16 protein-coding genes are annotated in these 26108 nt (G+C 69.0%); 2 read left to right on the top strand and 14 right to left on the bottom strand.

Features of this window, described 5'->3' with window-relative positions; translation table 11 throughout:
- The first annotated feature begins 300 nt into the window (after positions 1 to 300).
- Entirely contained in the window at positions 301 to 963 is a 663-nt protein-coding gene (locus FKO37_RS27450) for a TetR/AcrR family transcriptional regulator (protein WP_238606355.1), read from the top strand.
- Here FKO37_RS27450 and FKO37_RS27445 read toward each other — a convergent pair.
- From FKO37_RS27445 to FKO37_RS27430, 4 genes are all read right to left on the bottom strand, one after another.
- On the bottom strand, positions 960 to 3812 hold the full coding sequence (locus FKO37_RS27445; protein WP_238606354.1) for an FAD-binding and (Fe-S)-binding domain-containing protein: 2853 nt from the start codon (positions 3810 to 3812) through the stop codon (positions 960 to 962). The two genes, FKO37_RS27450 and FKO37_RS27445, sit on opposite strands and share 4 nt — an antisense overlap.
- A gap of 52 nt (positions 3813 to 3864) precedes the next feature.
- Positions 3865 to 5322 carry an APC family permease gene (locus FKO37_RS27440; protein ID WP_037806082.1) on the bottom strand — a complete coding sequence of 486 codons (1458 nt, stop codon included), beginning with the start codon at positions 5320 to 5322 and terminating at the stop codon, positions 3865 to 3867.
- Positions 5323 to 5441: 119 nt separating this feature from the next.
- Positions 5442 to 6413, bottom strand: a complete 972-nt coding sequence (locus FKO37_RS27435; RefSeq protein ID WP_037806081.1) for a D-2-hydroxyacid dehydrogenase — start codon at positions 6411 to 6413, stop codon at positions 5442 to 5444.
- A gap of 58 nt (positions 6414 to 6471) precedes the next feature.
- Positions 6472 to 8232, bottom strand: coding sequence for an IlvD/Edd family dehydratase (locus tag FKO37_RS27430; RefSeq protein WP_238606353.1), 1761 nt, complete (start codon positions 8230 to 8232; stop codon positions 6472 to 6474).
- A gap of 294 nt (positions 8233 to 8526) precedes the next feature.
- Between FKO37_RS27430 and FKO37_RS27425 the strand changes: the two genes are divergently transcribed.
- Entirely contained in the window at positions 8527 to 9672 is a 1146-nt protein-coding gene (locus tag FKO37_RS27425; protein ID WP_238606352.1) for a Gfo/Idh/MocA family protein, read from the top strand.
- Between the two features lie 92 nt (positions 9673 to 9764).
- Here FKO37_RS27425 and FKO37_RS27420 read toward each other — a convergent pair whose 3' ends face one another.
- From FKO37_RS27420 to FKO37_RS27375, 10 genes are all read right to left on the bottom strand, one after another.
- The gene (locus FKO37_RS27420; RefSeq protein WP_238606351.1) at positions 9765 to 11120 is read right to left on the bottom strand and encodes an NAD-dependent succinate-semialdehyde dehydrogenase; all 1356 of its coding nucleotides are present in this window, start codon (positions 11118 to 11120) and stop codon (positions 9765 to 9767) included.
- 95 nt (positions 11121 to 11215) lie between these two features.
- Positions 11216 to 13135 carry a 3D-(3,5/4)-trihydroxycyclohexane-1,2-dione acylhydrolase (decyclizing) gene (gene iolD, locus FKO37_RS27415; protein ID WP_238606350.1) on the bottom strand — a complete coding sequence of 640 codons (1920 nt, stop codon included), beginning with the start codon at positions 13133 to 13135 and terminating at the stop codon, positions 11216 to 11218.
- A gap of 77 nt (positions 13136 to 13212) precedes the next feature.
- Complete coding sequence (locus tag FKO37_RS27410; protein ID WP_238606349.1) at positions 13213 to 14355, bottom strand: Gfo/Idh/MocA family protein; 1143 nt, start codon at positions 14353 to 14355, stop codon at positions 13213 to 13215.
- A gap of 5 nt (positions 14356 to 14360) precedes the next feature.
- A complete protein-coding gene (locus FKO37_RS27405; protein WP_037806075.1) occupies positions 14361 to 16127 on the bottom strand; it encodes a hydantoinase B/oxoprolinase family protein in 1767 nt (588 codons plus the stop codon).
- A 1-nt stretch (position 16128) separates the two neighbouring features.
- A complete protein-coding gene (locus FKO37_RS27400; protein ID WP_238606348.1) occupies positions 16129 to 18225 on the bottom strand; it encodes a hydantoinase/oxoprolinase family protein in 2097 nt (698 codons plus the stop codon).
- A gap of 54 nt (positions 18226 to 18279) precedes the next feature.
- Entirely contained in the window at positions 18280 to 19158 is an 879-nt protein-coding gene (locus FKO37_RS27395) for a fumarylacetoacetate hydrolase family protein (RefSeq protein ID WP_238606347.1), read from the bottom strand.
- A gap of 13 nt (positions 19159 to 19171) precedes the next feature.
- Positions 19172 to 20449: an aspartate aminotransferase family protein gene (locus tag FKO37_RS27390; RefSeq protein WP_238606346.1), complete on the bottom strand. Its 1278-nt coding sequence runs from the start codon at positions 20447 to 20449 to the stop codon at positions 19172 to 19174.
- A gap of 18 nt (positions 20450 to 20467) precedes the next feature.
- Positions 20468 to 21415: a C-terminal binding protein gene (locus FKO37_RS27385; RefSeq protein WP_238606345.1), complete on the bottom strand. Its 948-nt coding sequence runs from the start codon at positions 21413 to 21415 to the stop codon at positions 20468 to 20470.
- A 169-nt stretch (positions 21416 to 21584) separates the two neighbouring features.
- Positions 21585 to 23360 (bottom strand): helix-turn-helix domain-containing protein, encoded by a 1776-nt coding sequence (locus FKO37_RS47615; RefSeq protein ID WP_238606344.1) that lies wholly within the window; start codon positions 23358 to 23360, stop codon positions 21585 to 21587.
- Positions 23361 to 23643: 283 nt separating this feature from the next.
- Positions 23644 to 25947, bottom strand: coding sequence for a LuxR C-terminal-related transcriptional regulator (locus FKO37_RS27375; RefSeq protein WP_238606343.1), 2304 nt, complete (start codon positions 25945 to 25947; stop codon positions 23644 to 23646).
- Between the last annotated feature and the right edge of the window lie 161 nt (positions 25948 to 26108).

The following is a 26108-nucleotide window of genomic DNA, read 5'->3' as shown; positions in this document are numbered from 1 at the left end:
CAGGACGATGCGCCGACCCGGTTGCGGACAAATCCGAGCGCGGGCGACGCTCGCTGTTCCAGCTCGGTTCCGGAATCCGGGCATTCTTCCGGCAGTTGGCCACATACCGGAAGGCACGGCGGAGATCCACACCTGTCTCAGAGTGGTACAGAAGCCGGCCGGCGCGGCTCGATAAGTTGGCCGGATCAGGCCAGCACCGCACCGTCCGAAGGCAGCCCGTCACTGTGTTTGCCGAGCTCGGGCGCTAACCTCGGCAGACGAGCACCGCAAGTGCCGAGCCGCGCGGCAGAGGGGAAAACGATGAGTTCAGCGCGTCGGTATGACGCCTCGGAAAGACTGCGCGTCCACTTGAGCCAGTTCGACTGGTCCGGGCAGACCCCGCCTCGGCGCGCCGCGCTCGAAGCGTTTCTCCGGCTCTCGAACGCGCACGGCTTCACGACCGTGACCATGCGGATGCTCGCGACCGAACTGACCATCAAGGCTCCCAGCCTTTACGCCTATTTCCCCGGCGGACGGGACGAGATCGTCGCGGAGTCGCTTCGCTGGCATTTCTCCAAGTTCGGCTACGCGATCCTGGCGGCCGTCGACCGGACCGAGACGGCGGCCGAATTCTGGGACGCGATGGTGCGGGAGCATCTCACCCGCCAGGTCACGCTGCCCGAAAGCGATCTCTGGGACCTGCTGGTCGCCACCGACGCGGTCGTGCCCTCGCTCCCCGCCGGCCTGCACGACCAGGTCGACAGCTGGGTCGCCTATTACGAGGACATGTACCGCGCCGCGGCGATCGACATGGGCATCGATGCCGACGTGGACGAGCAGATCCGGCTCGTGCTCACCGTCGTCGAGGGCGCGCGCAGGTGGTGCTCGCCCGACACGCTGCCGGACGCCGTCGCACGCGCGATTCAGGTTTCGCACTCGCTCTTGCGCCTGCCGTCCGCGGACTCCAGTCGCGTGGGGGCCTAGTCAGCGCGCGGCGAGCCGGGCAGTCGAGCAGGATCCATCAACGATGCCAGGTGGCTGCTTCCGCGCAACGGGTCGATCTGGTTCACCTGCATCGCACAGCTGAAGCCGTCGGTGAGCACCGGGGCGTCGGCCGCGCTGTCCAAGGCCGGTCGGATCGAGTGCTCGGCCACCTTCATCGAGACATCGAAATGCTCGGCCTCGAAGCCGAAGTTGCCGGCGACACCGCAGCACGACGACGAGACCGCGACCTCCGAGACGCCCCAGTTGCGCAGCACGCGACGCTGGACGTCCGAGCCGAAGACCGCGTGCTCGTGGCAATGTGTCTGCAGCACGACGCGCTCCGGGGACGGTGCGCTCGGCTTCCAGCCGCGGGTGAGCGCCTCGTCCACCGCCGCGGCGAAGGACCGCACCCGAGCGGCGACCCGCTGAGCCGCGGGTCCGCTGACGAGCTTCGGGGCTTCGTCCCGGATCGTCGCGGCGCAACTCGGCTCGAGCACGACGATCGGCCGGTCTGTCCCGTCGTCGAAACGGTCGACCAGACGCCGGAGCCGGCGTCGCGCGCCGTCGCGCTGGCCGGTCGAGATCCACGTCAGCCCGCAGCAGGCGTCGGGAGTGCAGCCGACCGTCTCCCCGGTGTCGCGGAGCACCCGGGTCGCGGCGGGAATCACTTCGGGGCGGAACGCGCGCGTGAAACTGTCGGCGAACACGAGAACGTCCGCGGCGTCCGAGAAACGCGCCTCCTCGATGCGAAGCCGTCGCGACCGCGCTGAGACGAACGCGGGCAGGCGTCGTCGTGCGCTCACCCCCAGCCGCTCGCCGAGCCTGCGCACGAACGGATTGCTTGACACGGCGTTGGCGAGACCCGCGGTTCGGGTGACGAGCGGGAGCCACCTGGGCAGCCACCCGATGGAGTAGTGCGTGAACGGGCGCAGCTTGCCGCGGTAGTGCTCGTTCACGAGCTCCGACTTCGCTTCGGCGATGTCGACACCGGTCGGACAGTCGCTCGAGCACGCCTTGCACGACAGGCAAAGATCGAGGGCTTCGCGCACTTCTGGGCTCGACCAGCCGTTCACAGTGCTGCCCTGAGCGCGCGTCAGCTCCTGCAACACGCGCGCACGGCCGCGGGTCGAGTCCTTCTCGTCCTTCGTCGCCCGGTAGCTCGGGCACATGAAGCCGCCGGAGGTCGCGCGGCACCGGCCGACGCCGATGCAGGCGTGCGAGTTCCCGGCGGCCGCGCCCGAAGCGGGAGCTCCTTCGAGGGCCAAGGAAACTGTGAACGGCTCCGGGTCGACGATGATGCCGGGATTGAGCAGCCCTCGCGGGTCCCAGCTGCGCTTGAACGTCCGGAAGAGCGCGATCATCTCGGGCGAGTACATGACCTCGAGCAGTTCGCTGCGCGCGCGGCCGTCGCCGTGCTCCCCGGAAAGCGACCCGCCGTGGGCGACGACGAGAGCGGCAGCCTCGCGGGTGAAGTCCGCGAAGTCGCGGCGACCCCGTTCAGTGTGCAGGTCGTAGTCGAGTCGCATGTGGACGCACCCGGCGCCGAAGTGCCCGTACATGAACGCGGTGTAGCCGTACTTGCGCACCAACGGAAAGAGCTCGGAAAGGTAGTCGGCAAGACGCTCGGGCGCGACAGCCGAGTCCTCCCAGCCCGGCCAGGTCTGCACGCCGTCGATGCGCAGAGACGACAAGCCCGCGCCGTCTTCGCGCACTTTCCACAGTTTCGCGCGTTCGCCGGGATCGGTCACGACGGCGTGGTCGAGCACTCTCCCCGCGCCGCGGAGGACGCCGAGCAGCCGGGTGCAGTCCGTCGCCGCTTCCTCGATCGTGTCGGCGGAGAACTCCACCATCAGGTAGGCACTGCCGCGCGGCAGGGAATCTACGCTCGTCGCGCCGCGTCGATGCCGCATTATGTCCACAATAGACAGATCGAGTCCCTCGAGCGCGGCCGGTTCCGCCGCGAGGATGGACGGCACGTCCCGGGCCGACTCGACGGTGTCCGCGTAGCCCAAGCACAGCAAGGCGGTCGTCCGCGGCTTCGGAACCAGACCGACTCGTGCGCGCACGATGATCGCGCAGGTGCCTTCGCTGCCAGCGAGCACGCGTGCGACGTCGAAGCCGTTCTCGGGCAGCAGTTCGCCCAGGTGGTATCCCGATACCTGGCGCGGGATCCTCTGCAACTCCGTCCGAATCAGGGCGAGGTGCTGCTGCGCGAGGCCGCTGAGTGCCGCGTCGAGTTCGGCGGCGCGTGCGACGGAAACCTGGTCCCCGGCGTCGACGGCACGGATTCCGTCGCGCCCGGCGCGCAGGTGTGCTCCGTCGGCGGTGACGAGTTCGACCTCCAGCAGGTGATGCGTCATCCGCCCGTAGGCCACGGAGTGATTGCCGCACGCGTCGTTCCCGATGGCGCCGCCGATCGTCGCGCGCGATACGGACGACGGGTCCGGGGCGAAGGTCAGGCTTCCCCCGGACTGCTTCTCCACCCTGCTGCGCAGCTCGCCGAGCACGACTCCCGCGTCGGCCCAGACGGTCCGCGAGCCGAGGTCCGCCTCGTCCGTCCTGGTCATCCTCCGGGAGAGGTCGACCACCAGGCCGGAGCCGACCGCGTTGCCTGCCATGGACGTGCCGCCGCCGCGAGTGGTGGCCGGCACGCCGAGCCGAGCGCAGAGCCGAACGATCTCCCGGACCTGCTCGACGGTGCCCGGGAACGCCACCGCCGCGGGTCGCACTCGGTAGTTCGACGCGTCGTAGGAGTACTCCCAGCGGCGGCGGGACGAGTCCTCGACGTCGATCCCCTGTTCCCGGAGCTCGCGAATCAACTGGCTCGTCCCGGTGGCGACTGTCGACACTCGATGCACTCCATTCGGTCGGACCGGTCCCTAGGCTGAGCAGGCGAACGGGTCAGAGCCGCTCCCGGCCGAGTTTCGCATAGACCTCGGGGCGTTTCCTGCGCAGATACCCGGCGTACAGCACGCCGCCGAGGAACAGCGCGAAGGTGAACGCCATGAAGATCACCGTCACCAGAGTCGACCCGCCGATGAGCTCGGGGTAGTTCGCGACGGCCAGATAGGTCACCGCGCCCAGGAACACCATGCTGATCGCCGGCGCGATCACGGTGTTCCACAGCGGTTCGGACGCCTGCCGGCGACGGCGGAGGAAATACACCAGCACCGCCAGGCTCACGACGAACATGAGCAGCAGGACGTTGAAAGTGCCGCTGCCGCTGGCGATCGGGTAGATGGCGTCCGGGCTGACGCCGAGCGCAGCCAGCACAACGATTGCCAGTGCCCAGAGGAAGCCTACGGTCAGCGCGGAGACATAGGGCGAGCGGTGCCGTTTGTGCACGCGGCCGAGCACGCGCGGCAACGCCCCGTCCGAGGCGAGCGAGAAGCTGTAGCGGGCGGCGATGTTCTGAATGGACAGCATCGACGCGAGAACGGAGGTGATCAGGAAAAGCGAGACCACGTCGGAGAAAACCACCCCGACCAGTTGCGCCGCCGAGTCGTGGAACAGCCCGACGGTGTTCGTGCGCGCCGCCTCTTGCGCTCGGTCCGCGCCGAGGTACGCGATGTATCCCCACGCCGCGATCACGTAGAACAGGCCGATGCCGGCGACAGCGAGGTACGTCGCGCGCGGAATGGTCCGGTCCGGGTTCTTGACCTCGTCGCGGAAGATCACCGTCGCTTCGAAGCCGAAGAAGTTGCCGATCGCGAACAGGAGAGCCAATCCCAGGCCGGCGTCGGTCAACCACGGCATCGAGAAGCCGATTCCGTGCGCGACGCGCCCGCCGCTGGTCGCGAACGAAACCACGTCGAACGCAATGACGATCACGACCTCGAGGATCATCGCCACCGTGAGCACCTTTGCCGAGAGATCGATGCGGCAATAGGCGAGAAAGGTGGTGGCGGCAGTAATCGCGAGTGCGTACCAGTACCACGGGATGTCGGGGCCGTGCAAGGTTTTCGCGACGAACGCCTGCAGCGTCACCGCGAAGAACGCGGGTGCGAAGAAGCCGATCAGGAGATAGCCGACGTACGCCAGGAACGCGCCGCCGAGGCCGGTCGTTTTGCCGAGGCCGGCGGTGATGAAGGAGTAGAAGCCGCCGGGATTCTCGATCGAGCGGCTCATCTTCACGAAACCCACCGAGAAAATGAGCAGCATCGCCGTCATGATGAGGTAGATGCCCGGCGCGGCCTTGCCGCTGAACATCATCAACACGGGCATGGTGCCCGCGACGGTCGCCAGGGGCGAGGCGAACGCGAGCACGCTCATCACGAGCGCTCCGATACCCATGTTGCCGCGGAGCCGCAGCCCCTCGGTCGCCGCCGCCGGCGTCGCTGCTTCGGTGTTGCCCACCATAGTGACCTCGTCAACCTCGTCGTTGAGTCGCTTGGAATGGCATGACGCTAATCGTGCGTCCGCACACCTTTTTGTGCCAGTGTGAGACACTCGCCGAACGCGCCTGCCGCGTGAAGAGTTCAGCGCGTCGGCGACGCCGTGACTCCGATGGCGCGCAGGTCGACGACGTCGCGCAGCGGTTCGCCTGCCTTCCAGCGCCGCAGATTCTCGACGAAGCAGTCGACTACGCGGCCGCGCCAGCCCACCAGATCTCCCGACGCGTGCGGAGAAACCAGGATCCGGTTCCTGCTCCACAACGGACTGTCGGCGGGCAGCGGCTCCTGCTCGAACACGTCGAGCGCCGCGGCGCCGAGGTGCCCGCTGTCGATCGCGGCGAGCAGATCGTCGGCGACGACCACGGCACCGCGGCCCACGTTGACCAGCCTGGCCCCTCGCCGCATTCCGGACAGGCGGGCCGCGTCGAACATGCCTCGTGTGTCCTCGGTCAGCGGCAGCGTCAGCACGACATCGTCCGCATCCGGGAGCAATTCGTCGATCTCGCCGATCGCCGCGACGGCGCCGAGTTCGGGGTCCTGCCGGGCGGTCCGTCCCACGACGGTGACGTCCATGCCCGCGGCACGCAGGAGCAGCACGGTTTCCCGCCCTACCGGCCCGGGACCCGCGACGAGCACCTTCCGGCCGAGGATCGGTTCGGTTTCCCGGTGCTGCCACCGGTGCTCGTCCTGCAGTTCGATCGTGCGCCGGAGGTCCTTGGCGAACATCAGCAGCACGCCGAGGACCCACTCCGCGATCGGCCGTTCGCAGACGCCGCGCGAATTGCTGGCCACGATGTCGCTGTGCACGATCGCTTCGGTCAACAGCGGATCCATGCCGATGCTGGAGGTGTGGATCCAGCGCAGCCGTCCCGGCCCGACCTCGCGCAGCAGGGTGCTGCGAAAGTCGTTCAGGAACAGGATTTCGGCGTCCTCCTGGGCGGCGCGCAACTCGTCGGCGGTGCGCACGAGGACAGCCTCTGCCTCGGGTTCCAGCGCATCGAGCGGCGGGGCTTGCCGTTCCGGGGAAACGACGACGATGACTTTCGGGCGGTTCATCTGTTTTCTCCACTTCGGACGGTGTCTCGGCGGATCGCCGCAGGGTTGGCGCGGCCGATCACCAGCCGCCCTGCCACCCGCTGGTGAGGCCGTAAGGGAGCCGTTGCGGCTCTTCGTCAGGCAGCTTGTGCAGGAAGTCGAAGTCGCATCCCTCGTCGGCTTGCGTGATGTGGTCAAGGAAGAGCCGTCCGTAACCGCGGCGGTATTTCGGGGCGGGCAGCTCGACGTTCGCGAGCCGCCGTGCGATCTCCTCGTCCGCGATGTCCAGGTCGAGCCGCTGGTTCTCGACGTCGAGCACGATGGGATCGCCGTCGCGCACGGCGGCCAGCGGTCCCCCGACCGCGGCCTCGGGCGACACGTGGAGGACGGTCGTGCCGAACGCGGTGCCACTCATCCGGGCATCCGAGATCCGCACGAGGTCGCGGATGCCTCGGCGCAGGAGCCGCTCGGGGATGGGCAGCATCCCCCACTCCGGCATTCCGGGCGCGCCGGTCGGCCCGCTGTTGCGCAGAACCAGCACCGAATCCTCGGTGATGGCGAGACTCGGGTCGTCGATCCGGCGCCCGAGGTCGTAGATGTCCTCGAACACGACCGCCGGGCCCCGGTGCTTCAGCAGCTCGGGCGAAGCGGCGCTGCGCTTGATGACCGCGCCATTGGGGGCGAGCGAACCGCGCACCACCGCGATGCCGCCCGAAGCGTCGAAAGGCTGGTCGAGCTTGCTGATCACCTGTCCGTCCGGCTCCGCGGCGTCGCGGTAGCCGTCGGCCAGCGTCTCGCCGGTGACGGTGATCGCCTCGCCGTGCAGCAATGGGTCCAGCTGTTTCAGCACCGCCGAGATGCCGCCGGCGTTGAACAGCTGCTTGACGAGGTGTTCTCCCGAGGGGCGCACGTTGGCGATTCGGGGGGTGCGACTCGAGATCTCGTGGAAGCGGTCGAGCCGCAGGTCGTAGCCGACCCGCCGCGCGAGCGCCAGCAGGTGCACGACGGCGTTGGTCGATCCGCCGACGGCCATGAGCAGGGTGATCGCGTTGTCGAATGCCTGCTCGGTGAGCACCTCGCTCGGTTTGGGGCCTGAGGTGAGCGCCATCTCGACGGCTCGGCGGCCGGTGGCCTCGGCCGCCGCGGCCCGGCGGGAGTCCACGGCGGGAATCGAGGCGGTCTTGGGCAGGCACATGCCGAGGGCCTCGACCAGGGAAGTCATGGTCGACGCCGTGCCCATCTCGCTGCAGTGCCCCGCGGTGGGCTTCGCACTCGCCTCGAGGTCGTTGAAGTCCTCCTGAGTGATCTTTCCCGCGCGCAGTTCGTCGGCGTACTTCCACGTGTCGGTGCCGACGCCGAGCTGACGGCCGCGGAAATACGCGGGTTCCTGGGGGCCGCCGGTGAGCATGATCGCCGGAACGTCCGCGCTCGCCGCGCCCATGAGCTGAGCCGGAACCGTCTTGTCGCACCCGCCGAGCAGCACGATCGCGTCGAGCGGGTAGGCGCGGATGGACTCCTCGACGTCCATGGCCATGAGGTTGCGGAACTGCATCGCCGACGGTTTCATCAGGCTCTCGCCGAGCGAGATGGTCGGGAACTCCAGCGGCAGGCCGCCGGCCATCAGCACGCCGCGCTTGACGGCTTCGGCCAGCAGTTTGAAGTGGATGTTGCAGTTGACCAGCTCCGACCACGAGTTGGCGATCCCGACGACCGGGCGGTCCTTGACCGCGAACTTCGAGAAGCCTTCGGCCTGGATCGCGGTGCGGTGGATGAATCCCGTCAGGTCGTGCGGGCCGAACCACCGCGCGCTGCGGAGGTGACTGGTGTTCGGGTCGGGCATGTTCGCTGCTCCTTGCACGGGGCGTGGTGGTGATCGGCCCGCGCTGACGCGGGACGGTTCGAGCGATGCGGGTCGAACGGCTCCGCACCCGGCGAGCAGTTTCGCCGCGGCCGCAACGGTTCCGGCGGCGGAGCCCGGGATCGGCACGCACCGTTCCCGGCGCGGCGCGCCTGTTCGCCTGTGGCCGCAAGTACAGCAGCGGGGCGAGCGGCGGCGATGTTCCAGATTGACACACCGTCCGCCGCCGCTGCCTTCCTAGGCTGGCCCGCACCACGCGTCAACGAAGGAGTCGCCTTGCCAGAGAAGAACAGCATCGGAGTCGGCCTGATCTCCGTCGGGGTGATGGGGCGCCTCCACGCGCGCTCCTATCTCCAGAGCCGGCAATTCTTCCCGGAACTGCCCCAGCGGGCGGAACTCGTGATCGCCGCCGAACCGGATCCGGCCGGGCGTGCCCACGCGACCGAAGCGCTCGGATTCCGCGAGACCACGACCGACTACCGCGAACTCCTCGCGCATCCGGACGTCGACGTCGTGTCGATCTGCTCTCCGCCCTTCCTGCATCACGAGATCGCGCTGGCCACTGTCGAGGCCGGAAAGCACTTCTGGATCGAAAAGCCCATGGGCCGCAACGCCCGCGAGTCGCGAGAGATCGCCGAAGCCGCCGCCGCGGCGGGGCTGTGCACGGCGGTCGGCTTCAATTACCGGCACGCTCCCGCGGTCGCCGAGGCCCGCCGCCTGATCCGCTCCGGCTCGCTCGGACGCATCACCAACCTGCAGATCCGCATGATCACCAGCTACGCCTCCGATCCCAACCAGGGCTTCACCTGGCGGTACGAGCAGGCGCAAGCAGGCTCCGGCGCGCTCGGCGACGTGCTGAGCCACGCCTTCGACCTGGCGCAGTTCCTCGTAGCTCCGATCACCTCGGTGAACGCGGTGACCGAACGTTTCATCCGGCAGCGCCCGCTTCCCGGCGGCGGAGCCAAGGAGGTCGAGAACGAGGACTACGCCGCGCTTCTCGCCCGCTTCGACGGCGGCGCGATCGGCGTCCTCGAAACGACTCGGGTCGCCGTCGGCCCGCACGCCGAGTACATCATCGAGGTCTACGGCACCGAGGGTTCGCTGCGCTGGAACTTCGACCGCATGAACCAGCTCGAGGTCGCCGACGACGGCACCGGCTACCGCACAGTGATGACACCGACGTCGTTCGGGGAGTTCGCGCGTTTCCAGCCCAACGCGGGACCCGGCATCGGGTTCAACGACCTCAAAACGATCGAGGCGGCGCTGTTCCTCCGCTCGGTCGCTGAGGGCAAGCAGCTCGCGCCGTCCGCGGCGGACGGCTGGTCCGCCTCCGAGCTGGTGGATGTGTCGCTTCGCAGCGCCGAGTCCGGCCAATGGATCGACGTTCCCGCCGTGACCGGAGCGACCACCACTCAGCTGTAAAACACAAAGCACGCGGAAGGGGCGGGGCTCCGGGAGCTCCGCCCCTTCCGCGTCTCGCGACCGGAAAGCAGCCGCCAAAACAGAGCTGGCGCCTACTTCGCGAAGCGGTAAAGCTTCTTGTTCGCGAACTCGAGCATGCCGACCCTGCCCATCTCACGGCCGTAGCCCGATTTCTTGACTCCGCCGAAGGGCACGTCCGGACCGCCAAGACCGTTGGCGTTGATGAAGACCATGCCGACGTCGAGCTGGTCGCCGACCCGTTCTGCCCGCTCCAGGTCGTCGCACATCACGACCGAGCCGAGTCCGTAGGGCGAGGAGTTGGCGAGCTCGATCGCCTCCTCGTCGCTGGAAACCCGGTAGAGCTGCGCGACCGGGCCGAACAGTTCCTCGCTGTAGACGGCCATGTCCGAGGTGATGTCGCCGATGACGCTCGGCGTGTAGACGTTGCCCCGCGGCTCGTTGTCCCCGACGAGGACCGTCGCGCCCTGCTCGATCGCCTCCCCCACCTGCGCCTTCAGGGTCCTGGTCGCGGAGTCGGACGAGAGTGGCCCGAAATCGCCGTTTTCGTACGACTGGGCTCCGATCGCGGCGGTGAACTTCGCCGTGAACTCGTCGAAGTGCCGGTCGAGGACGACGATGCGCTTGGAGCCCATGCAGCTCTGTCCGGTGTTGTCCATGCGGCCGGCCACCGCGTGCTCGACCGCGTTGTCGAGGTCGGCGACGTCGAGCACCAGGAACACGTCGGAGCCGCCGAGTTCCAGCACGCACTTTTTCAAGGCACGGCCGGCCTGCTCGGCGACGATCGCGCCGGCGCGTTCGGAACCGGTCAGCGAGACGCCCTGCACCCGGTCGTCGGCGATCATGGCGGCGCTCTGCTCGTGGGTCGAGAACACGTTCACATACGCGCCCTCGGGGAAGCCCGCGTCGAGGAAGAGCTGCTGCAGCGCGAGCGCCGACTCCGGGCACTGGCTGGCGTGCCGCAGGAGGACGGTGTTGCCGAGGATCAGGTTCGGCACGGCGAAGCGCACGACCTGGTAGTACGGGTAGTTCCACGGCATGATCCCGAGGATCGCGCCGAGACCCTGGTACCGGAAGAAGGTCCGCAGTCCGTCAGCCACCTCGAGCTGTTCGTCGGCCAGCCACTCCTCCGCGTTGTCGGCGAAGGCGGCGCAGATCTTCGACGAGAACCGGATCTCGCCGAGCGCCTGCGGAATCGGCTTGCCCATCTCGCGGTTGATGATCTTCGCGAGTTTGTCCTGGCGCTCAAGGAAAAGCTCGGCGAGCCGGCGAGCAGGCACGGCGCGCTCGCGCACCATGGTCCGGCGGGACCACTCGTGGTAAGTCCGGTGCGTGGCGGCGAGGGCGGCCTCGATCTCCTCCGCGGTCGCCGAGGGATATTCGGCGACGGTTTCGCCGGTGGACGGATCGGTAACGGCGAAGGTGCCCATGTCTTCTCCTTCGTCTCGGGCTGTCGATGGTGCGCGGGAAAGGAACGGCTGCCCCGCAAAGGAATTCGGCGGGGCAGCCGCAGCGGTCCGGGCGATCAGGCTTCGCTGCCGGGAGCGACCGTCGGCGCGTAATAGCGCTGGCGCTCCCGTCCTTCGCGGTGCTTTTCGCCGCCTTCCAGGGTTTCGGGCCGCTGCGAAGTCATCGCGGCGCCGACGTCCCAGAAGGTGCCGTTGCCCGTGAGGTAGCGCCACGGCTCCACGTGAGCCACGACGACAGCCGGGCGTCCCTCGACCGCGCGCGCCTCCTTGAGCGCCGAGGTGAACTCCTCGATCGTCGTGGCCGACCACGAAGCGGCGCCCATGCTGGCCGCGTTCGCGGCGATGTCGACGGGAACGACGGGGCCGTCCAAGCGCCCGGTCTTCGCGTTCCGCTCGCGCAGCTGGGTGCCGAACTCGTGGCCCGGACCGCCCTTCGCGACCTGCAGCGGCCAGATGCACTGGTGCCCGCTGTTGTCGATGACCACGACGACGATCTTCCGGTGCTCCTGGACCGCGGTGATGAGTTCGGTCGGCTGCATGTAGTACGTGCCGTCGCCGATCAGGACGAAAACGTCGCCCGGTGCGTCGGGACGCGCGAGCCGATAGCCCAGGCCGGCCGGAAGTTCGTGGCCCATGCAGGAGTTCGCGTACTCGGAGAGGACCTCGGTGCCGTTCGAGGTGTCCCACGCCTTGTGCACGCCGCCGACCACTCCGCCGGAGCCGAGCACCAGCGTGTCTTCTGCGCCCGTGTACTTGTTGAGCACCTCGATCACCTGTGCCTGGCTCATGTTCTCGCCAGGAAACTCGCGCAGGTCGTTCTTGAGCACCTCGGCCGTCGTCGCGCGTCCGGCCGCGATTTCGTCGCGGTACCCCTTCGCGCTCGCGTACTCCGCTGCGGTCAGCCCCTCGTGCAATGCGCCGAGCGACAGCTTCGCGTCTCCGACGACGGGAAACGAACCCATTTTGTGCGCGTCGAAGGAACTCACGTTGAGGTGCACCAGCTTCACGTCGGGATTCTCGAACAGCGAGTGCGACGCGGTGATGAAGTCTTGCAGCCGGGAGCCGACGCTGATCACGCAGTCAGCGCGCGCGGCGATCCGGTTCGCGCCGACCGTGCCGTCGACGCCGAGCCCGCCGAGGTTGAGGTCCGAGACCGGTCCGATCCCCTTGCCGGCGTAGGTCTCCGCGACCGGGATGCCGAAGTCGGCGCTGAGCTTCGAGAGTTCGTCGCCCGCGCCTGAGTAGCGCACCCCGCCGCCGGCGATGAACATCGGGCGCTCCGCCCGGCGGATGATCTCGATCGCGTCGCGGATCTCTTCCGCGGATGCCGGCCGTCGGCGGATCGGCCAGACCCGCGGGGCGAAGAACTCTTCGGGGAAGTCGTAAGCCTCGCCTTGGATGTCCTGTGGCAGGCAGACGACGACCGCGCCGGTGTCGGCCGGGTCGGTCAGCACCCGCATCGCCTCCGGCAGGGTGACCAGCAGCTGGGACGGAGTGGTGATGCGGTCGAAGTACCGGCTGACCGGGCGGAAGGCGTCGTTGGCCGACACGTCCCGCTCCACCGGGTGCTCGATCTGCTGCAGCACCGGGTCGCCCTTGCGGTTGTTGATGATGTCCGCGGGGAAAAGCAGGACCGGGAGCCGGTTCGTGGTCGCGGTGGCGGCGCCGGTGACCATGTTGGTCGAGCCCGGGCCGGCCGAGGCGGTGCAAGCGAGGGTCGCGGCGCGGTTGTTCGCCCGGGCGTACCCGATGGCCGCGTGCACCATCGACTGCTCGTTCTTCCCGGCGAAATGCGGGAAGTCCGCTCCGTACTCGTCGATGCCCTGCGCGAGGCCGACGGAGTTACCATGGCCGAAGATCCCGTACATCCCCGGAATCAGGCGGCGGCGTTCGCCGTCGAGTTCGCTGTACTGGACCTGCAGGTACTCGACGATCGCCTGCGCGACAGTGCGCCGGCGCACGTTCTTGGTGTTCATGCGTTCTCCTGGGTCGGTGGTTCGAAACGGTGCGGCGTCGCCGGAATCGGGCCGCGGCAACGGATCCGCGAACTCGGTCAGTCGAATCGGTACGGCTCGTGCGGTCCGGTCGACGGAAGCGGGCGAGGCCGTTCGCAGGTGCTCTCGATCTCGATGTGGCGGCCGAGCTCCGACGATTTCTCAAAGGCCACCAGCACTTCGAGCACGTGGTAGGAGAAGGCGGCGCCGGTCCGGGGCTCGAGTCCGTTCCGGATCGCGTGCCCGAACTCGGCCAGGCCGATCCCGCGGTAGGCGTCGTCGCGGTGCGTGATCGGGGTTTCGCGCCAATCCCCTCCGCCGGGCGGCGTCATGTCCAGGGCCAGGTCGCGGGGCTCGCCCCGGCGCAGAATCGGCGCTCCGGAGAAGTGATCCGGGTTCGGCGCGGCGACAGATCCGCTCGTGCCGTAGATCTCCAGGTGCGGAAGGTTGTGGTTCCACACGTCCCAGCTCACGATCAGGGTCGCGGTCGCGCCGGACTCGAAGTCGATCACGCCGGTGACGTGGGTCGGGGTCTTGATGTCGATGACCCCGTCGTAGCCGCCCTTGCCGTCGGGCCGGGGGCGCGTCTCGGAGGACTGCGGAGCGCTCGCGGACACTCGTTTCGCCGGGCCGAGGAAGTTCACCAGGTTCGTGACGAGGTACGGGCCGATGTCGAGCATCGGGCCGACGCCCGGGCGGTAGAAGGGATCGATGTTCGGATGCCAGTGCTCGTAGCCGCGGTTGGCGAACGAACCGAAGACGGCGACGGGCCTGCCGATCCATCCGTCGTCGATGAGCTTGCGGCTGGTCTGCATCCCCGACCCGAGAAAAGTCGTCGGCGCGGAACCGACGTGCACGCCCGCGGCCTTGGCGGCGTCCAGGATCTGCCGCGCCTCCTCCAGCGACATCGCGAACGGCTTCTCCGACAGCACGTGCTTTCCGGCGGCGATCGCGTTCAGCGTGACCGGCGCGTGCAGCTCGGGCGGAGTCAGGTTGAGCACCAGCTCCACGTCGGGATCGGCGAGCAGCTCGTCGGGTGCGAGGGCTTTCGGCACCGAGTACTCCGCCGCGCGCTTGCGGGCGGCTTCCGCGTTGACGTCGGCGAGCGCGACGATCTCGACGTCGGGGTGGACCCCGATCTTGTCGAGGTACTGGTTGAGCACGTTTCCGACGCCGATGACGCCGACTCGGATGGGATCCATCTGTCTCACTTCGCTTCCGGGTTGCGACGCTCGTTGCGAAGCTTCCGCGTCGCAGCGTCGTCGATGAGGCCGCCGGTGATCACGACGCCGTACACGGCGAGCGCCGCTTCCGGGGTGACGCGGCCTTCGCTGAGGTCGTCGAGCACGGCTGTCGATGCCCGGTCGAGCGGATCGCCGTAACCGCCGCCGCCCGGCGTGATCGACACGACCTTCTCGCCGCGCGCCATGTCGTAGCGGCCGACAACCGGGATCTCCTTGCGATTGCCGTCGAGGGCTTCGACCCAGGCCTTCGGAACGGCTCCGTCTGCCCCGCCGCGGACACCCTTGGGCGGGTTGAACTTGCTTTCGATCCCGTAGGTGAGGGTCACGTCGTCGTCGCGGGCCTCGATCGTGACGCGCGACGCGAGTCCCCCGCGCTGCCGGCCGGCGCCGCCTGAATCCGCGACGAGCACGCGTTCGTGCACCAGGATCGGGTAGCGCTGCTCGTCGACCTCGACGCTGTCGTGGTACAGCAGGGCGCCGCAAACGGGACGCTGGTAGGTCGGCCAGCCGTCGACATACGGGGTCGCCGGACCGCCGACGCCGCCGACCAGGATCTGGTTCACGTAGGCGTTTCCGGTCCGCTCGTCGATGCCCGAGATCACGGACTTCGCCGGCGCCTGGCCGGTCGCGCCCTCGGCGGTGCCGTACCCGTCCTCGATCTGCGAGAACGCCGACTGGACGATGTTGACGACCCGGTCCGCCAGGTTCGTCGTGCCCGACGAGCACGAGTAGGGGTGCTTCGCCACGCCGACCGCGCAGCCCTCGCGCAGGAGCACCTCGAAGCGCCGGAACGTGCCCGCGTTGCTGGGCAAGGACTCCGGGAGTCCAGAAAGGATCCCGGCCAGCGCTGCCCCGGTCGCCGTCGCCCGCGTCAGGTTGAGCCCGTTCGGCAGGTTGTCGGGGTTGTCGCGAAGGTCGATCGTGACGCGGCCTTCGGTGGGCTTGACCGAGATCGTGGCCTTGACGGGAACGCCGTCGGGGCCGGTGCCGGGGAAGGGATCGTGGGTTGTCGAGCCGGTGAGCACGCGCTCCGGCAGGGTCTCGACCGCACTCGTCGCGAGACGCTCCGAGTAGTCGAACCAGGCGTCGACGAACTCGACGAGCGTGTCCGCGCCGAACTTCGCCGCGAGTTCCTGGGTGCGCCGTTCCGCGATGCGCGACGCGCCGACGGACGCGAGGTAGTCGCCGTACCACTGGTCGGGCACACGGATCCGGGAACGGCACATCCGGATGATGTCGTCGACGTCGGCGTAGTCGCGCTGGATCCGCACGCAGGGGAAGATCAGCGCGCCTTCCTCGTAGACGTCGCGAGCGGTCGCGTAGAACGTCGTCGGAAGGGCGTTGCCGCAGTCGGCCTGGTGCGCCTTGGTGACCGCGGTGAACAAGTGCCGTCCCTCGACGAAAATCGGCACGAGAATGCAGTGGTCGGCCGCGTGCGAGTTGCCCAGATACGGGTCGTTGTGCAGGAACGCGTCGCCCTCGCGGATGTCGTCGTGCAGCGCGACCATGTCCTCGCCGAGCGGTCCGGCTCCGAACACGTGCACCGGCACGCCTTCGGCGGCGGCGAGCAGCTGGTTGTCCGCGGTCAGCACGGCGCAGGAGAAATCCCGTGCCGTGTTGATCACCGAGGACCGTGCGGACCGGAGCAGCCCGCTGGTCATCTCGCGGACGATGCCGTCGAAGGCGTTCGCCAGCACCGCGAGCTTCACTGGATCGAATTCGCGTGGCACGTCACGCCTCCTTGCGCGTCAGGTAGATGTTGGAGCGGTCGTCGAGGGTCGCGTCCCACTCCGGCGGCACGACGATGGTCGTCGTGGGCTGGTCGATGACGGCCGGTCCGGCGATCTTGTCGCCGGGTCCGAGCGTCACGCCGCGGTAGCGGATGGTCTCGAACTTCGTGCCGCCGAAGGTGATCGGATCGATGCGGTGCGACTCGGGCGATCCGGCCGCGGCGACGGTGTCTTTGAGCTGTTCCGGCCGCGGCACTTCGACGCGCACGCCCCAGGTGATGATCTCGACGCGGCTTTGTGCATCGTGGGTGCCGTTGCGGCGGTCATGCTCGGTGTGGAAGGCGCGCTCGATGGTCTCGGCCGCGTCGTCTGCGGCGTCGGGCACTCCGTCGAGGTGCACGCGCAAATCCCACGCCTGCCCGGGATAGCGGGCGTCGACGAAGTAGGTGACCTCGGGCTCGCTGCCGACACGGTCGAAACGCGCTGCGAACTCGGCGGCTTTCGCGCTGATCTCCTTGATGGCCCGCGTCGCCGACTCCGCGTCGAACGCGCGGGTGTCGTTGTGCAGCGGGGAGAGGAACTCGGTGGCGATCGGCGCGCGGTGGGCGCCGTAGGCCGCCAGCACCCCGGCGGTCGCCGGGATGAGGACCGTGTCGGCTTCCAGCAGCACTCCGATCGCCGCGGCGACCATGGCGCCGGCACCGCCTCCGGCGACGATGAGCGCGCCTCGCGGGTCGACGCCCTGTTCGAGGGAGGCCTGCCGGATCGCCGTCGCCATGTGGTTGGCCGAGACGTCGAGGATCGCTTGCGCCGCCTGCTGAACGGTCATGGCGAGCGGGCCGGCGATCCGCGACTCGATCGCGCTGACGGCGGCGTCCCGGTTGAGGGTGAATCCGCCCTCGAAGCCGCTGGCGTCGAGGTAGCCGAGGACGACGCACGCGTCGGTGACGGTCGGCTCCTTCCCGCCGCGTCCGTATGCCGCGGGTCCGGGATCGCTGCGCGCGCTTTGCGGGCCGACGCGCAGCAGGCCGCCGCCGTCGATCCAGGCGATGCTGCCGCCGCCTGCTCCGATGCTCGAAACCGCGACCGAGGACAGGCCGGTGAGGTGGCCGACGAAGGGCTCGCCGAGCCACGCTTCCCGGGTGTGGCGCACCACTCCCCGCTCGACGAGCGAGACGTCGAAGGTCGTGCCGCCCATGTCGCAGACGACGACGGTCTCTTGATCGGGCGCCGCCGCCGCGCCGACGAGCGGGGCCATCGACGGACCCGAGTTGAGCAGCAGCACGGGCCGGTCGAGCACGTCGGCGACGTCGAGCACGGCACCCTCGGAGGTGACGACCAGCAGGTCTCCCCCGAACCCGGATTCCACGAGATCGGCGCGCAGCTTGCCCAGATGATCAGCCATCAGGGGCTTGAGCGACGCGTCGATGGAGGCGGCGGACGACCGACGGTACTCGCGGATCGTCGGGTTGGCCCGGTGCGAAAGCGTGTAGGGAACGCCCGGAAGGATCTCTTCGATCAACTCGGCGAGCCGGGTCTCGTGCGCGTCGTTCACGATCGACCAGAGGAACGACACGGCGACCGCCTCGACGCCCTCGTCGGCCAGGGTCGCCAGAACGCTGCGTACCTGCTCCTCGTCAAGGGGCACCAGCACGTCGCCCTCGGCGGTGACCCGCTCCCGGATCTCATACGTCAGCCGACGAGGGATGTACGGGCCGGGGTAGGCGGCTTTCGAGTCGAAGGCGTCTCGGCGGCCGCCTTCGCGCAGCAGAAGGGTGTCGGCGAAACCGTCGGTGACGAGCAGCGCGGTCTTGGCGACTTTGCCGGTGAGCACGGCGTTGGTGGCATGCGTGGTGCCGTAGACGATCACGTCGGCGTCGCGCAGCACTTCGTCGCCGTCCCAGCCGACGGACCCGGCAGCACGGCGTACCGCGGCCTCGAAGCCGGTGAACACCCGGTCGTAGGTGGTGAGCGCCTTCCCGGCGGCCATTTCGCCGCGGTCGGAGCCGACGACCACGTCGGTGAACGTGCCGCCGGTGTCGACGGCGATGCGGTACCTCGTTCCGTGACCGCTGGAATGCTTCTGAGCGTCGGTCATCTTTCTTCCATGTCTGTCTGGGCTGCGGGTGGATGCGATGTAGCCGCGGCGGAGTCAGGCGACCTGGTTGCTGAGGACGCCGACGCGTTCCACGTCGATCTCGACTGTGTCGCCGGGCTTCAGCCAGATCGGCGGAGTGCGCTTCGCGCCGATTCCTTGCGGGGTGCCGGTCGCGATCACGTCGCCCGGCTCGAGCGTGAGGAAACTCGACAGGTACGAGACGATCCGGGCGATCGGGAAGATCTGGTGCCGGGTGTTGGAGTGCTGCATCTCCACGCCGTTGACGCGGGTCACGAGTTCGAGTGCCTGCGGGTCGCCGATCTCGTCGAGCGTGACGAACGCCGGGCCCCACGGGGTGGAGCGGTCGACGGTCTTGCCCGCTGTCCACTGTGTACCGCGGTGCTGCAGGTCGCGGGCCGAGATGTCGTTCAGCGGGGCGAGCCCGGCCACGTAGCCGAGCGCCTCTTCTTCCGGCACGTGCCGCGCCGCGCGCCCGATGACCGCGGCCACCTCGCCTTCGAAGTCAAGGTTCGCGCTGACGTCGGCGCCCTGGATCCCGTCCTCGGGTCCGACGAGAGTCGCCGCGAACTTCACGAACACGTCGGGGTATTCCGGCAGCGCGCGACCGGTCTCGGCGACGTGGTCCCGGTAGTTCAAGCCGACGCAGAGCACCTTCGCCGGATCCGGCACAGGGGTGGTCAACCGCACCTCGGTGCGGGGACCGACCCGAGTGCTCGGGTTCCGCTCGACCAAGCCCGCCACGCCGATCGAGAACGCCTCGATTTCGTTGCCGTGCAAGGACAAAAAATCCCGGACGGACGACACCGGCAGCGCACCGGCCGCCTTCAGCAAACCCTCCAGGTCGAACACCGCGTCGTCGAGGAGCACCCCGCCTCGCGTGTCGCTCCCGTCGCGATAGGACACCATTCGCATCGCTTCCGCCCTCTCAGTTCCGCTCGCCGGCAGCGACGGCGAGCACGGCGTCCGCGAGGCGGTCCGCGATCTCGTCGGCAACCGTCTTGTCCATCGGGGTCGACAGCGACAGCAGGTTCGCCGGCGAGCCCAGCAGCCCGCGGTCGTAGGACTCCCACCAGAGCCGGTGTTGCGTGTCCGCGTCGACCTTCTCGGAGCCCGCGGGAACGGCACGGAGCAGTGAGCCTTGGCCGCGCACCTCCCAGCCAACGTCCGCGACGCGGGCCTGGACCGATTCGCGCGCGGCGTCTCCGAGGCTGTTCAGCCGCTTCACTTCCGACTCGCTGTAGATGCGCAGCGCCGCGGTGCCGGCCGCCATGCTGACCGGGTTTCCGGAGAAAGTTCCTCCGTGCGGCAGGCTTCCCGGCCGCGTCGGGTCCACTTCGGACATCAGCTCGCCGAGACCGGCGACCGCGCCGACCGCGAATCCCCCGCCGATCGTCTTCCCGGTCGTCAGGAGATCCGGCGAAACGCCGTACTCGCCGCTCAGGCCGTGCGGGCCGAGCCGCAGGCTGATGACCTCGTCGATGATCAGGACGATCCCGTAGCGAGTCGCGAGCTCCCGTGCCGTGGTCACGAAATCTTCGGAGATGCGCAGCAGCCCCGCGCGATTCGGCAACAGGTCGAGGATGATCGCCGCGTAGGCGTCCGGCGCTGATTCGATCGCCTGGCGGAGGAACTCGGTGTCGTTCAGCGGAACTCGCGTGACGTCGTCGGTGACCCCCCGGGGCACACCGCGGGTGTTGGCCGCGCCGCCGGCGGCGAGAGCGACCTCCGACGTGCCGTGATAGCCGCCCTTGGTCACGATCACGCGCTCGCGGCCGGTGCTGCCCCGGGCGATCCGGATGGCCGACATGACGGCCTCGGTGCCGGAGTTCGCGAACCGCACCTGGTCGAGATCGGGCAGCCGGGACAGCAGGAGATCGGCCAGCTCCCACTCGTAGAGGTTCGGAATGCCCCAGCTCGCTCCCGACGACAGCGCTTTGGTCGCCGCTTCCGTGATCTCCGGGTGGGCGTTGCCGTGGATGAGCGAGGTGAAGTTGTTGTTCGCGTCGATCAGCTCGCGGCCGCGGTCGTCCCACACCCGGCAGCCCTGGCCGCGGACGGCGTACGGGCTCGGAGCGCCGGTGTAGTACGTGGATCGGCCGTAGCCTCCCGGCAGGAGCGGAAAGCCGCGCGGGCCCCGGCGCAGGTGCGGATCCACCATCGGAGCACTGCTGGTGACCCGGTTGGTCTGAGTGTTCGTCGACACGTCAGTCTTCCCCCTTCTTCAGTTCACGAGGTCGATGAGAGGGCGCCCGGTGAGCGCGAACCGCGCTCGTTCGACCGCGCCGTCCTGCAGCGCCCCGGTCGAACGGTTGGAACGCCAGGCGATGTGCGGCGTGAGAATCGCGTTGGGCGCGGACCGCAGAGGATTGTCGGCAGCGACCGGTTCCTGCGAAAAGGTGTCGATGCCGGCGCCGGCGAGGTGGCCCGACTCCAGTGCCGCAGCGAGCGCTGCCTCGTCGATCAGCCCGCCACGCGAGACGTTCACGACCACGGCGCCCTTGCGCATCCGCGCGAGCACGTCCGCGGACACCAAGTTCCGCGTGTCGTCGTTCAGCGGGAGATGCAACGAGACGACGTCGGAGTTCTCGAGCAGGTGCTTCAGGTCGCTGAGTTCGACCGGACCGTCGGTGATGAACGGGTCGTAGCCGCGTACGCGCGCGCCGACCGCGGAGTACATCCGCGCCACGTGCTGACCGATCCGGCCGAGGCCCACGACTCCGACGTCGAGCTGCGAGAGCACCGGGGTGTCGTAACCGATGACCCCGGCCCAGCCGGAATCACGGATAGCGGCGTCTCCCGCGGGAAGCCGGCGCGCGAGCGCCAAGCCCATCGCGAAGGCATGCGACGCGACCTCTTCCGACGCCGTGCCCGGGACGATCGAAACCGGGATGCCCGCCGCCGCGGCGGCTTGCACGTCGATGTTGTCGTAGCCCATGCCGTAGCGGATCACCGCGCGGCACTTCTTCATGACCGGGAATTCCTCGGCGGTGAGCCGTGCGTAGGGCGTGACCATGACGACCTCGGCGTCGGGCAGCCCCGCGCGGAACGCGTCTCCGTCAGCCGCCGCCACGAGTTCGTAGCCGAGTTCGCCGGCGAGCGCGTGCTCGCGATCCAGATCCGGGAAATGGTGCGGGGCCACCAGAATGGTTCCCGGCTCGTCGCTGTTCATGTCGTGCCGTCCTGTTCGCTTCGGGACCTCGTCGTCACCCGATTAAAGTCCGGCGCGAGCGCGCTTTTCCGTCCCAGATCGACACACTTCGCCAGGTCGTGTCCGGGCACGGCGAAACGGCCCGGATCCCCGTGGGGCCAGGCCGTTTCGCCGTCCGGTCAGAGTCCGGTCAGAGGTCGAAACCCCGATTCCGGAAATAGTCCATGCGGCGGTAGAAAGTGGAACGCCCGATTTCGAGGATCTCGGCGGCGAGCCGCCGGTTGCCGTTCGCCTCCCGCAGCGCACTGCGGATCTCGACCAGTTCCGCGTCCTCCAACCGCGACAACCGCCCCTTGGTCAGCAGCCGGTGGAAGTCCTCGGGCAGATCGTTCTCGCCGACCTCGATCCCCCGGGATCGCCTGACCGCGTCCGAGACCACTTGGCGCAACTGGGCGGTGTTGCCCGGCCAATCGGAGTTGGTGAGGGTCGCGACCAGCTTCCGCGAAAGCCGACGATCGCCGTTCTCCTTCGCGATCGCCCGGGCCAGCAAGGGAATGTCTTCCCGACGCCTCCGCAACGGGGCCAGCACGACCTCGAGCGCCCCGCCGGCGTCGGCGATCACGCGAACGGCGTCCGTGCCGTTCGCGGCAGTGATGATCGCGGTGTCGCGCGCACTGCCGCGCAGCCGCGCGGCGACGTCGCGTGCGTCGGAAAGTTTGAGTTCGTCAGCGTGCGCGATGCAGAAGACGGAGCCGGGCCCGGCGATCGCCTCCCTGATCCGGGCGCTGGCGTTCGCGTCCCGTGCATCGACGCGGATCACGCCGTCGAGAGTCCCGGCGATCGCCTCGACCAGCCGCGCTTTGCCGCTGCCCGGTTCTCCGAGAACAGCCACGGACCGGCGCTGCTCGACCGCGGTCCGCGCCGAGCTGACTGTCTGCCGCAACGACATGCTCTGTCCGTCGATGCCCTGCGGCAACTGGTCAGCGGACGAGGAAATCTCTGGTGCCGAAACCACCGGATCCCCGTGCATCCGTGCCCGGCGCACGAGTTGGGGACGCACGACCGCGACAGCGCCAAAACCCGCGCCGGGCAACTCCACTGGCGAAACCTCGATGCTCGCCGGTCCGAAACCGGTCAGCATCACCTCCACGCTCGAACCCTGTCCCGACGACATCACGCCCGTGGCATAGCCGGTGAGGACGGAAAGATCAGCACCGTCCAAGGACGACGTCGCCGCGGCGTTCATGAACGAATGCTTGCCGTCGGTCACGAAAACAGCAGCTTTCCCCCGGCGACGCGACACGGTGAGATACTCGCGAAGGAGCGTGCGCTCGCGCGACGACATCCGTGTCTCGAGATCGCGCTCGATCCGCGACGCGATCCCTTCCAGCGTCAACAACGTCGACGACGGCTCGAGACCCTGCACCTTGGCGGCGGGCAAGGTCAGCCCGACCACCGCGCGGACCCGGTTGTGAAACGGATCCCGGACCAGCGAGGCGAAGCACCAGTTGCCGCGCATGTCCTCGCGGAAGTGCTCCTCGGGCGCGAGCCAGACCCCGCGCCCCTCTTCCAGCGCGACCCCTTCGCCGTTGCTTCCGCAGCTCGCTTCCAGCAGCGAGTAGCCGGGCGGGAAATCCGCGTCGCCCCGCAGGAAACCGGGATTGACCAGCACGCCGTTCGGCGAACTCAGGCTCACGTGCCCGCCGATGTCCGCCACGACGTCGTCGAGCTTCCGCAAGTGCGGCTCGGCAGCGAGGACGGTGCGCTCGTCGACCCGCCCTTCGTCGTGGTACCCGCGGTCGACCTGCGCGTCGACCCCCGCGGCACGGCTGCGCTGCCATGAACGGGCGACCACCGGACGGAGCCGCGAGAGATCATCGGTGGCGTGGCTCAGGAACAACTCGCGAATCTCGGTCACGCGATGCGGTGCCGACGAAACGCTGTGCGTGCGCGAGGTGACTGGCACGGTGCTGACTTCCTTGTCGACGATGCGTCCAGGGCCTGATCCTAACACCCGTTAGGTACAGACTGTCCATACTCGTTTGACCAGCAGTTCAGGCAGCGTTCGCGACCGATCGACTCGACGGTGTCGAGATCTCGATGCTTGAGGGCAAGGTTCGGAGGCCCCGGAGTCTTCGACCGCTCGCCGGACCGGGCCCTGGGGGCGGAAGGCCGAAAGCAGAGCCTCGGAAATCACGAACCGCGCGGGACCACGAGCTCGGTCTCGGGGCTCAACCGGTCATTCGCGATCAGGACCGTTTCGCGTTCACCCAGATCGCGACTTGGGTCCGATTGCCGAGATCGAGCTTGTTCATGATGTGCTGGAGATGAGTCTCGGCGGTGCGCTGCGCGATGACCAGCCGCGCGGCGATCTCGCGGTTGCTCAGCCCGGCCGCGACCAGCCGGGCGATCTCCGATTCGCGCCGGGTCAAGGGTGCGAGCGCCGGAGGGCGGCCGGATGACGCCGGGCCGGGTTCAGGGCGCGTCGGGTCAGCAGCAGCCAGGATGTGCCGCGGGTTCCGCTGTTTCCCGGCGGCGAACGCGTTGTCGAAGTCGGCGTCGCTGAGCGCGTCGCGCGTTGCTTTGACCATTTCCCGGTGCGGCATGGCCACCGCGACGTCCGGTTCGCTGCCGCACCGCTCCCACAGCGCGGCAGCGGTGCCGAACAAGCCCGCGGCCCGCCGCGCGTCCCCTCGTTTCGCCGCGACCCAGGCGAGTCCGTCGACCCGGTAGGCGGCCGACAGCACGTCGGGGCCTTGCAGATCGATGTGCAGCGCCTCCCGCAGCGCGCGCTCTCCGGCGTCGAGGTCCCCGCCCAGCCAGACCTCGACGACGCCCAACCCGAACAACGCCATCGAGCGATACCGCTTGTCTCCCGCCTCCGCGCACATCCCCCGCATCCGCCCCAGCAGGTCCCTGGCCCCGGCGAGATCTCCCCGGTACGCCATGGCGATTCCCTGGAGGAACATCGGATGCATCTGCCGACGCGGGTCGCCTCGTTCGCCGAACATCCGCACCGCCTCGGCGGCGTGTTCCAAGACGCCCGGTTCGACCACGAGCATCGCCACGAAAGCTTCGGCGTGGGCGACAAAAGGCACCGCGTCCTCGTCCCCGGCGGCCGCCGCCAGATCGAGCCGCTGGCGCGCCCGCGGCACGTCAGCGTGCAGTGTCGCGCACAAAGCCGCGATGGCCTGTCCCCGCGCCCGGCCCGGCGCGTCGGGCGCGACTGCCGACAGCGAGCGGTCGATCCACTCCCGCAGTTCCCGGGCCGCGCCGCGCGCCGCCCAGTATTCGACCAGGCAGGTCGACATCCGCAACGCGACCAGTGCGTCCTCGGATGTTCGCAGGGACCACGACAGGGCGGCCCGGATGTCGGCATGCGACTCCGACAGCCGGGCGAGCCAGTCGTCCTGCCCCGGCCCGAACCATTCGTCGCCGGCCTGCGCGAGCAACCGGTCGTGATGGTCGCGGTGCCGGCGCGCGAACAACTCCGACGTTCCGGAAGCGGCCAGTCGCTCCTGCCCGAACTCGCGCAGTACGTGCAGCATCCGGTAGCGCATCCGGGTCTCGCCGTCGACGCGCATCAGGACCGACTTGCCGACCAGGCCGTCGACAGCGTCCAGCACCGCCGCCCGGTCCAGCGCGGGACCCTCGCCGGCACCGCGGGTCTCGGCGAGTTCCTCGGCAGCGGACAAGTCGAAGGGGCCCGCGAACACCGAACAGCGCTCCCACACCGCACGTTCGGCGCCGTCGCACAAGGAATAGCTCCACTCGACGGCGGCGCGCAGAGTGCGATGCCGGTCGGGCAGCGTCCTGGCGCCGCCGGTCAGCAGCGTCAGGCTCTCCCCGAGCCGCTCCGCGATCTGCCGCGGCGACAACGTGCGCAGGCGGGCCGCGGCGAGTTCGATGGCCAGGGGAAGGCCGTCCAGCTGCCGGCACACGCTCGCCACGTCCCGGGTGTTGCTCTCGGTGAGCCGGAAGGACGGCACCACCGCCGAGGCCCGGTCCGCGAACAACCGGACGGAGTCGGAGGCCAGCGCCTCGTCCGGGCCGGCGACATCATCGCCGGGAACAGCCAGCGGGGCGATCGGCAGCACGCACTCCCCCGCGATGTCGAGCGAGCACCGGCTGGTCGCCAGGATCACCAGATTCGAACAGCGGCGCAACAGCATGGCGGCGAACGCGGCGCACCCGTCGACGAGGTGTTCGCAGTTGTCCAGTAAGAGGAGGAGCTGCCGCTCGCGCAAGTAGGCCAGCACCGCGTCCTGTGCGCTGCGGTCGGCCGTGTCGTGCAAGCCGAGGCCGTCGGCGACGGCCTGCGCGAGCAGGCTCGCGTCCTGCAACTCGCCGAGCGGAACGATCGCGACGCCGTCCGGGAACGCCCGGGTGAACGCACTGGCAGCTCTCCCGGCCAGCCGGGTCTTCCCCACGCCGCCCGGCCCGGTCAGGGTGACCAGCCGGTACTCGCCGAGCAGCCGCCGCACCTCCTCGCCGGCGTCGGCGCGCCCGACGTAACTCGTCAGCTCCGCCGTCCCGGCCGCGCTGTCCGCCATCGCTCCCACTCCCGCAGCTGTCCAGGTCCAGCCCATTTGATCGAAACCCGCGGCCGTTGTCCACGCGGGAGGACCGGGTCCGGCAGCCCATTCGCCCGGGGTGCGATTAGCACGTCAGCTGTGGTCGCACCGCCGCGGACCTTCGGATGTGCACTGATTCG

The sequence above is a fragment of the Amycolatopsis sp. Poz14 genome (assembly GCF_006704225.1).
In the GTDB taxonomy this organism is placed as follows: domain Bacteria; phylum Actinomycetota; class Actinomycetes; order Mycobacteriales; family Pseudonocardiaceae; genus Amycolatopsis; species Amycolatopsis nivea.
The sequence above is the reverse complement of the archived record's forward strand: the minus strand, read 5'-3'. Positions and strand labels throughout refer to the sequence as shown.

Coding starts and splice junctions, on each gene's coding strand:
- FKO37_RS27450 (WP_238606355.1), top strand. CDS start 301: ATGAGTTCAGCGCGTCGGTATGACGCCTCGGAAAGACTGCGCGTCCAC.
- iolD (WP_238606350.1), bottom strand. CDS start 13,135: ATGAACACCAAGAACGTGCGCCGGCGCACTGTCGCGCAGGCGATCGTC.
- FKO37_RS27400 (WP_238606348.1), bottom strand. CDS start 18,225: ATGACCGACGCTCAGAAGCATTCCAGCGGTCACGGAACGAGGTACCGC.
- FKO37_RS27420 (WP_238606351.1), bottom strand. CDS start 11,120: ATGGGCACCTTCGCCGTTACCGATCCGTCCACCGGCGAAACCGTCGCC.
- FKO37_RS27395 (WP_238606347.1), bottom strand. CDS start 19,158: ATGCGAATGGTGTCCTATCGCGACGGGAGCGACACGCGAGGCGGGGTG.
- FKO37_RS27410 (WP_238606349.1), bottom strand. CDS start 14,355: ATGGATCCCATCCGAGTCGGCGTCATCGGCGTCGGAAACGTGCTCAAC.
- FKO37_RS27375 (WP_238606343.1), bottom strand. CDS start 25,947: ATGGCGGACAGCGCGGCCGGGACGGCGGAGCTGACGAGTTACGTCGGG.
- FKO37_RS27435 (WP_037806081.1), bottom strand. CDS start 6,413: ATGAACCGCCCGAAAGTCATCGTCGTCGTTTCCCCGGAACGGCAAGCC.
- FKO37_RS27430 (WP_238606353.1), bottom strand. CDS start 8,232: ATGCCCGACCCGAACACCAGTCACCTCCGCAGCGCGCGGTGGTTCGGC.
- FKO37_RS27440 (WP_037806082.1), bottom strand. CDS start 5,322: ATGGTGGGCAACACCGAAGCAGCGACGCCGGCGGCGGCGACCGAGGGG.
- FKO37_RS27385 (WP_238606345.1), bottom strand. CDS start 21,415: ATGAACAGCGACGAGCCGGGAACCATTCTGGTGGCCCCGCACCATTTC.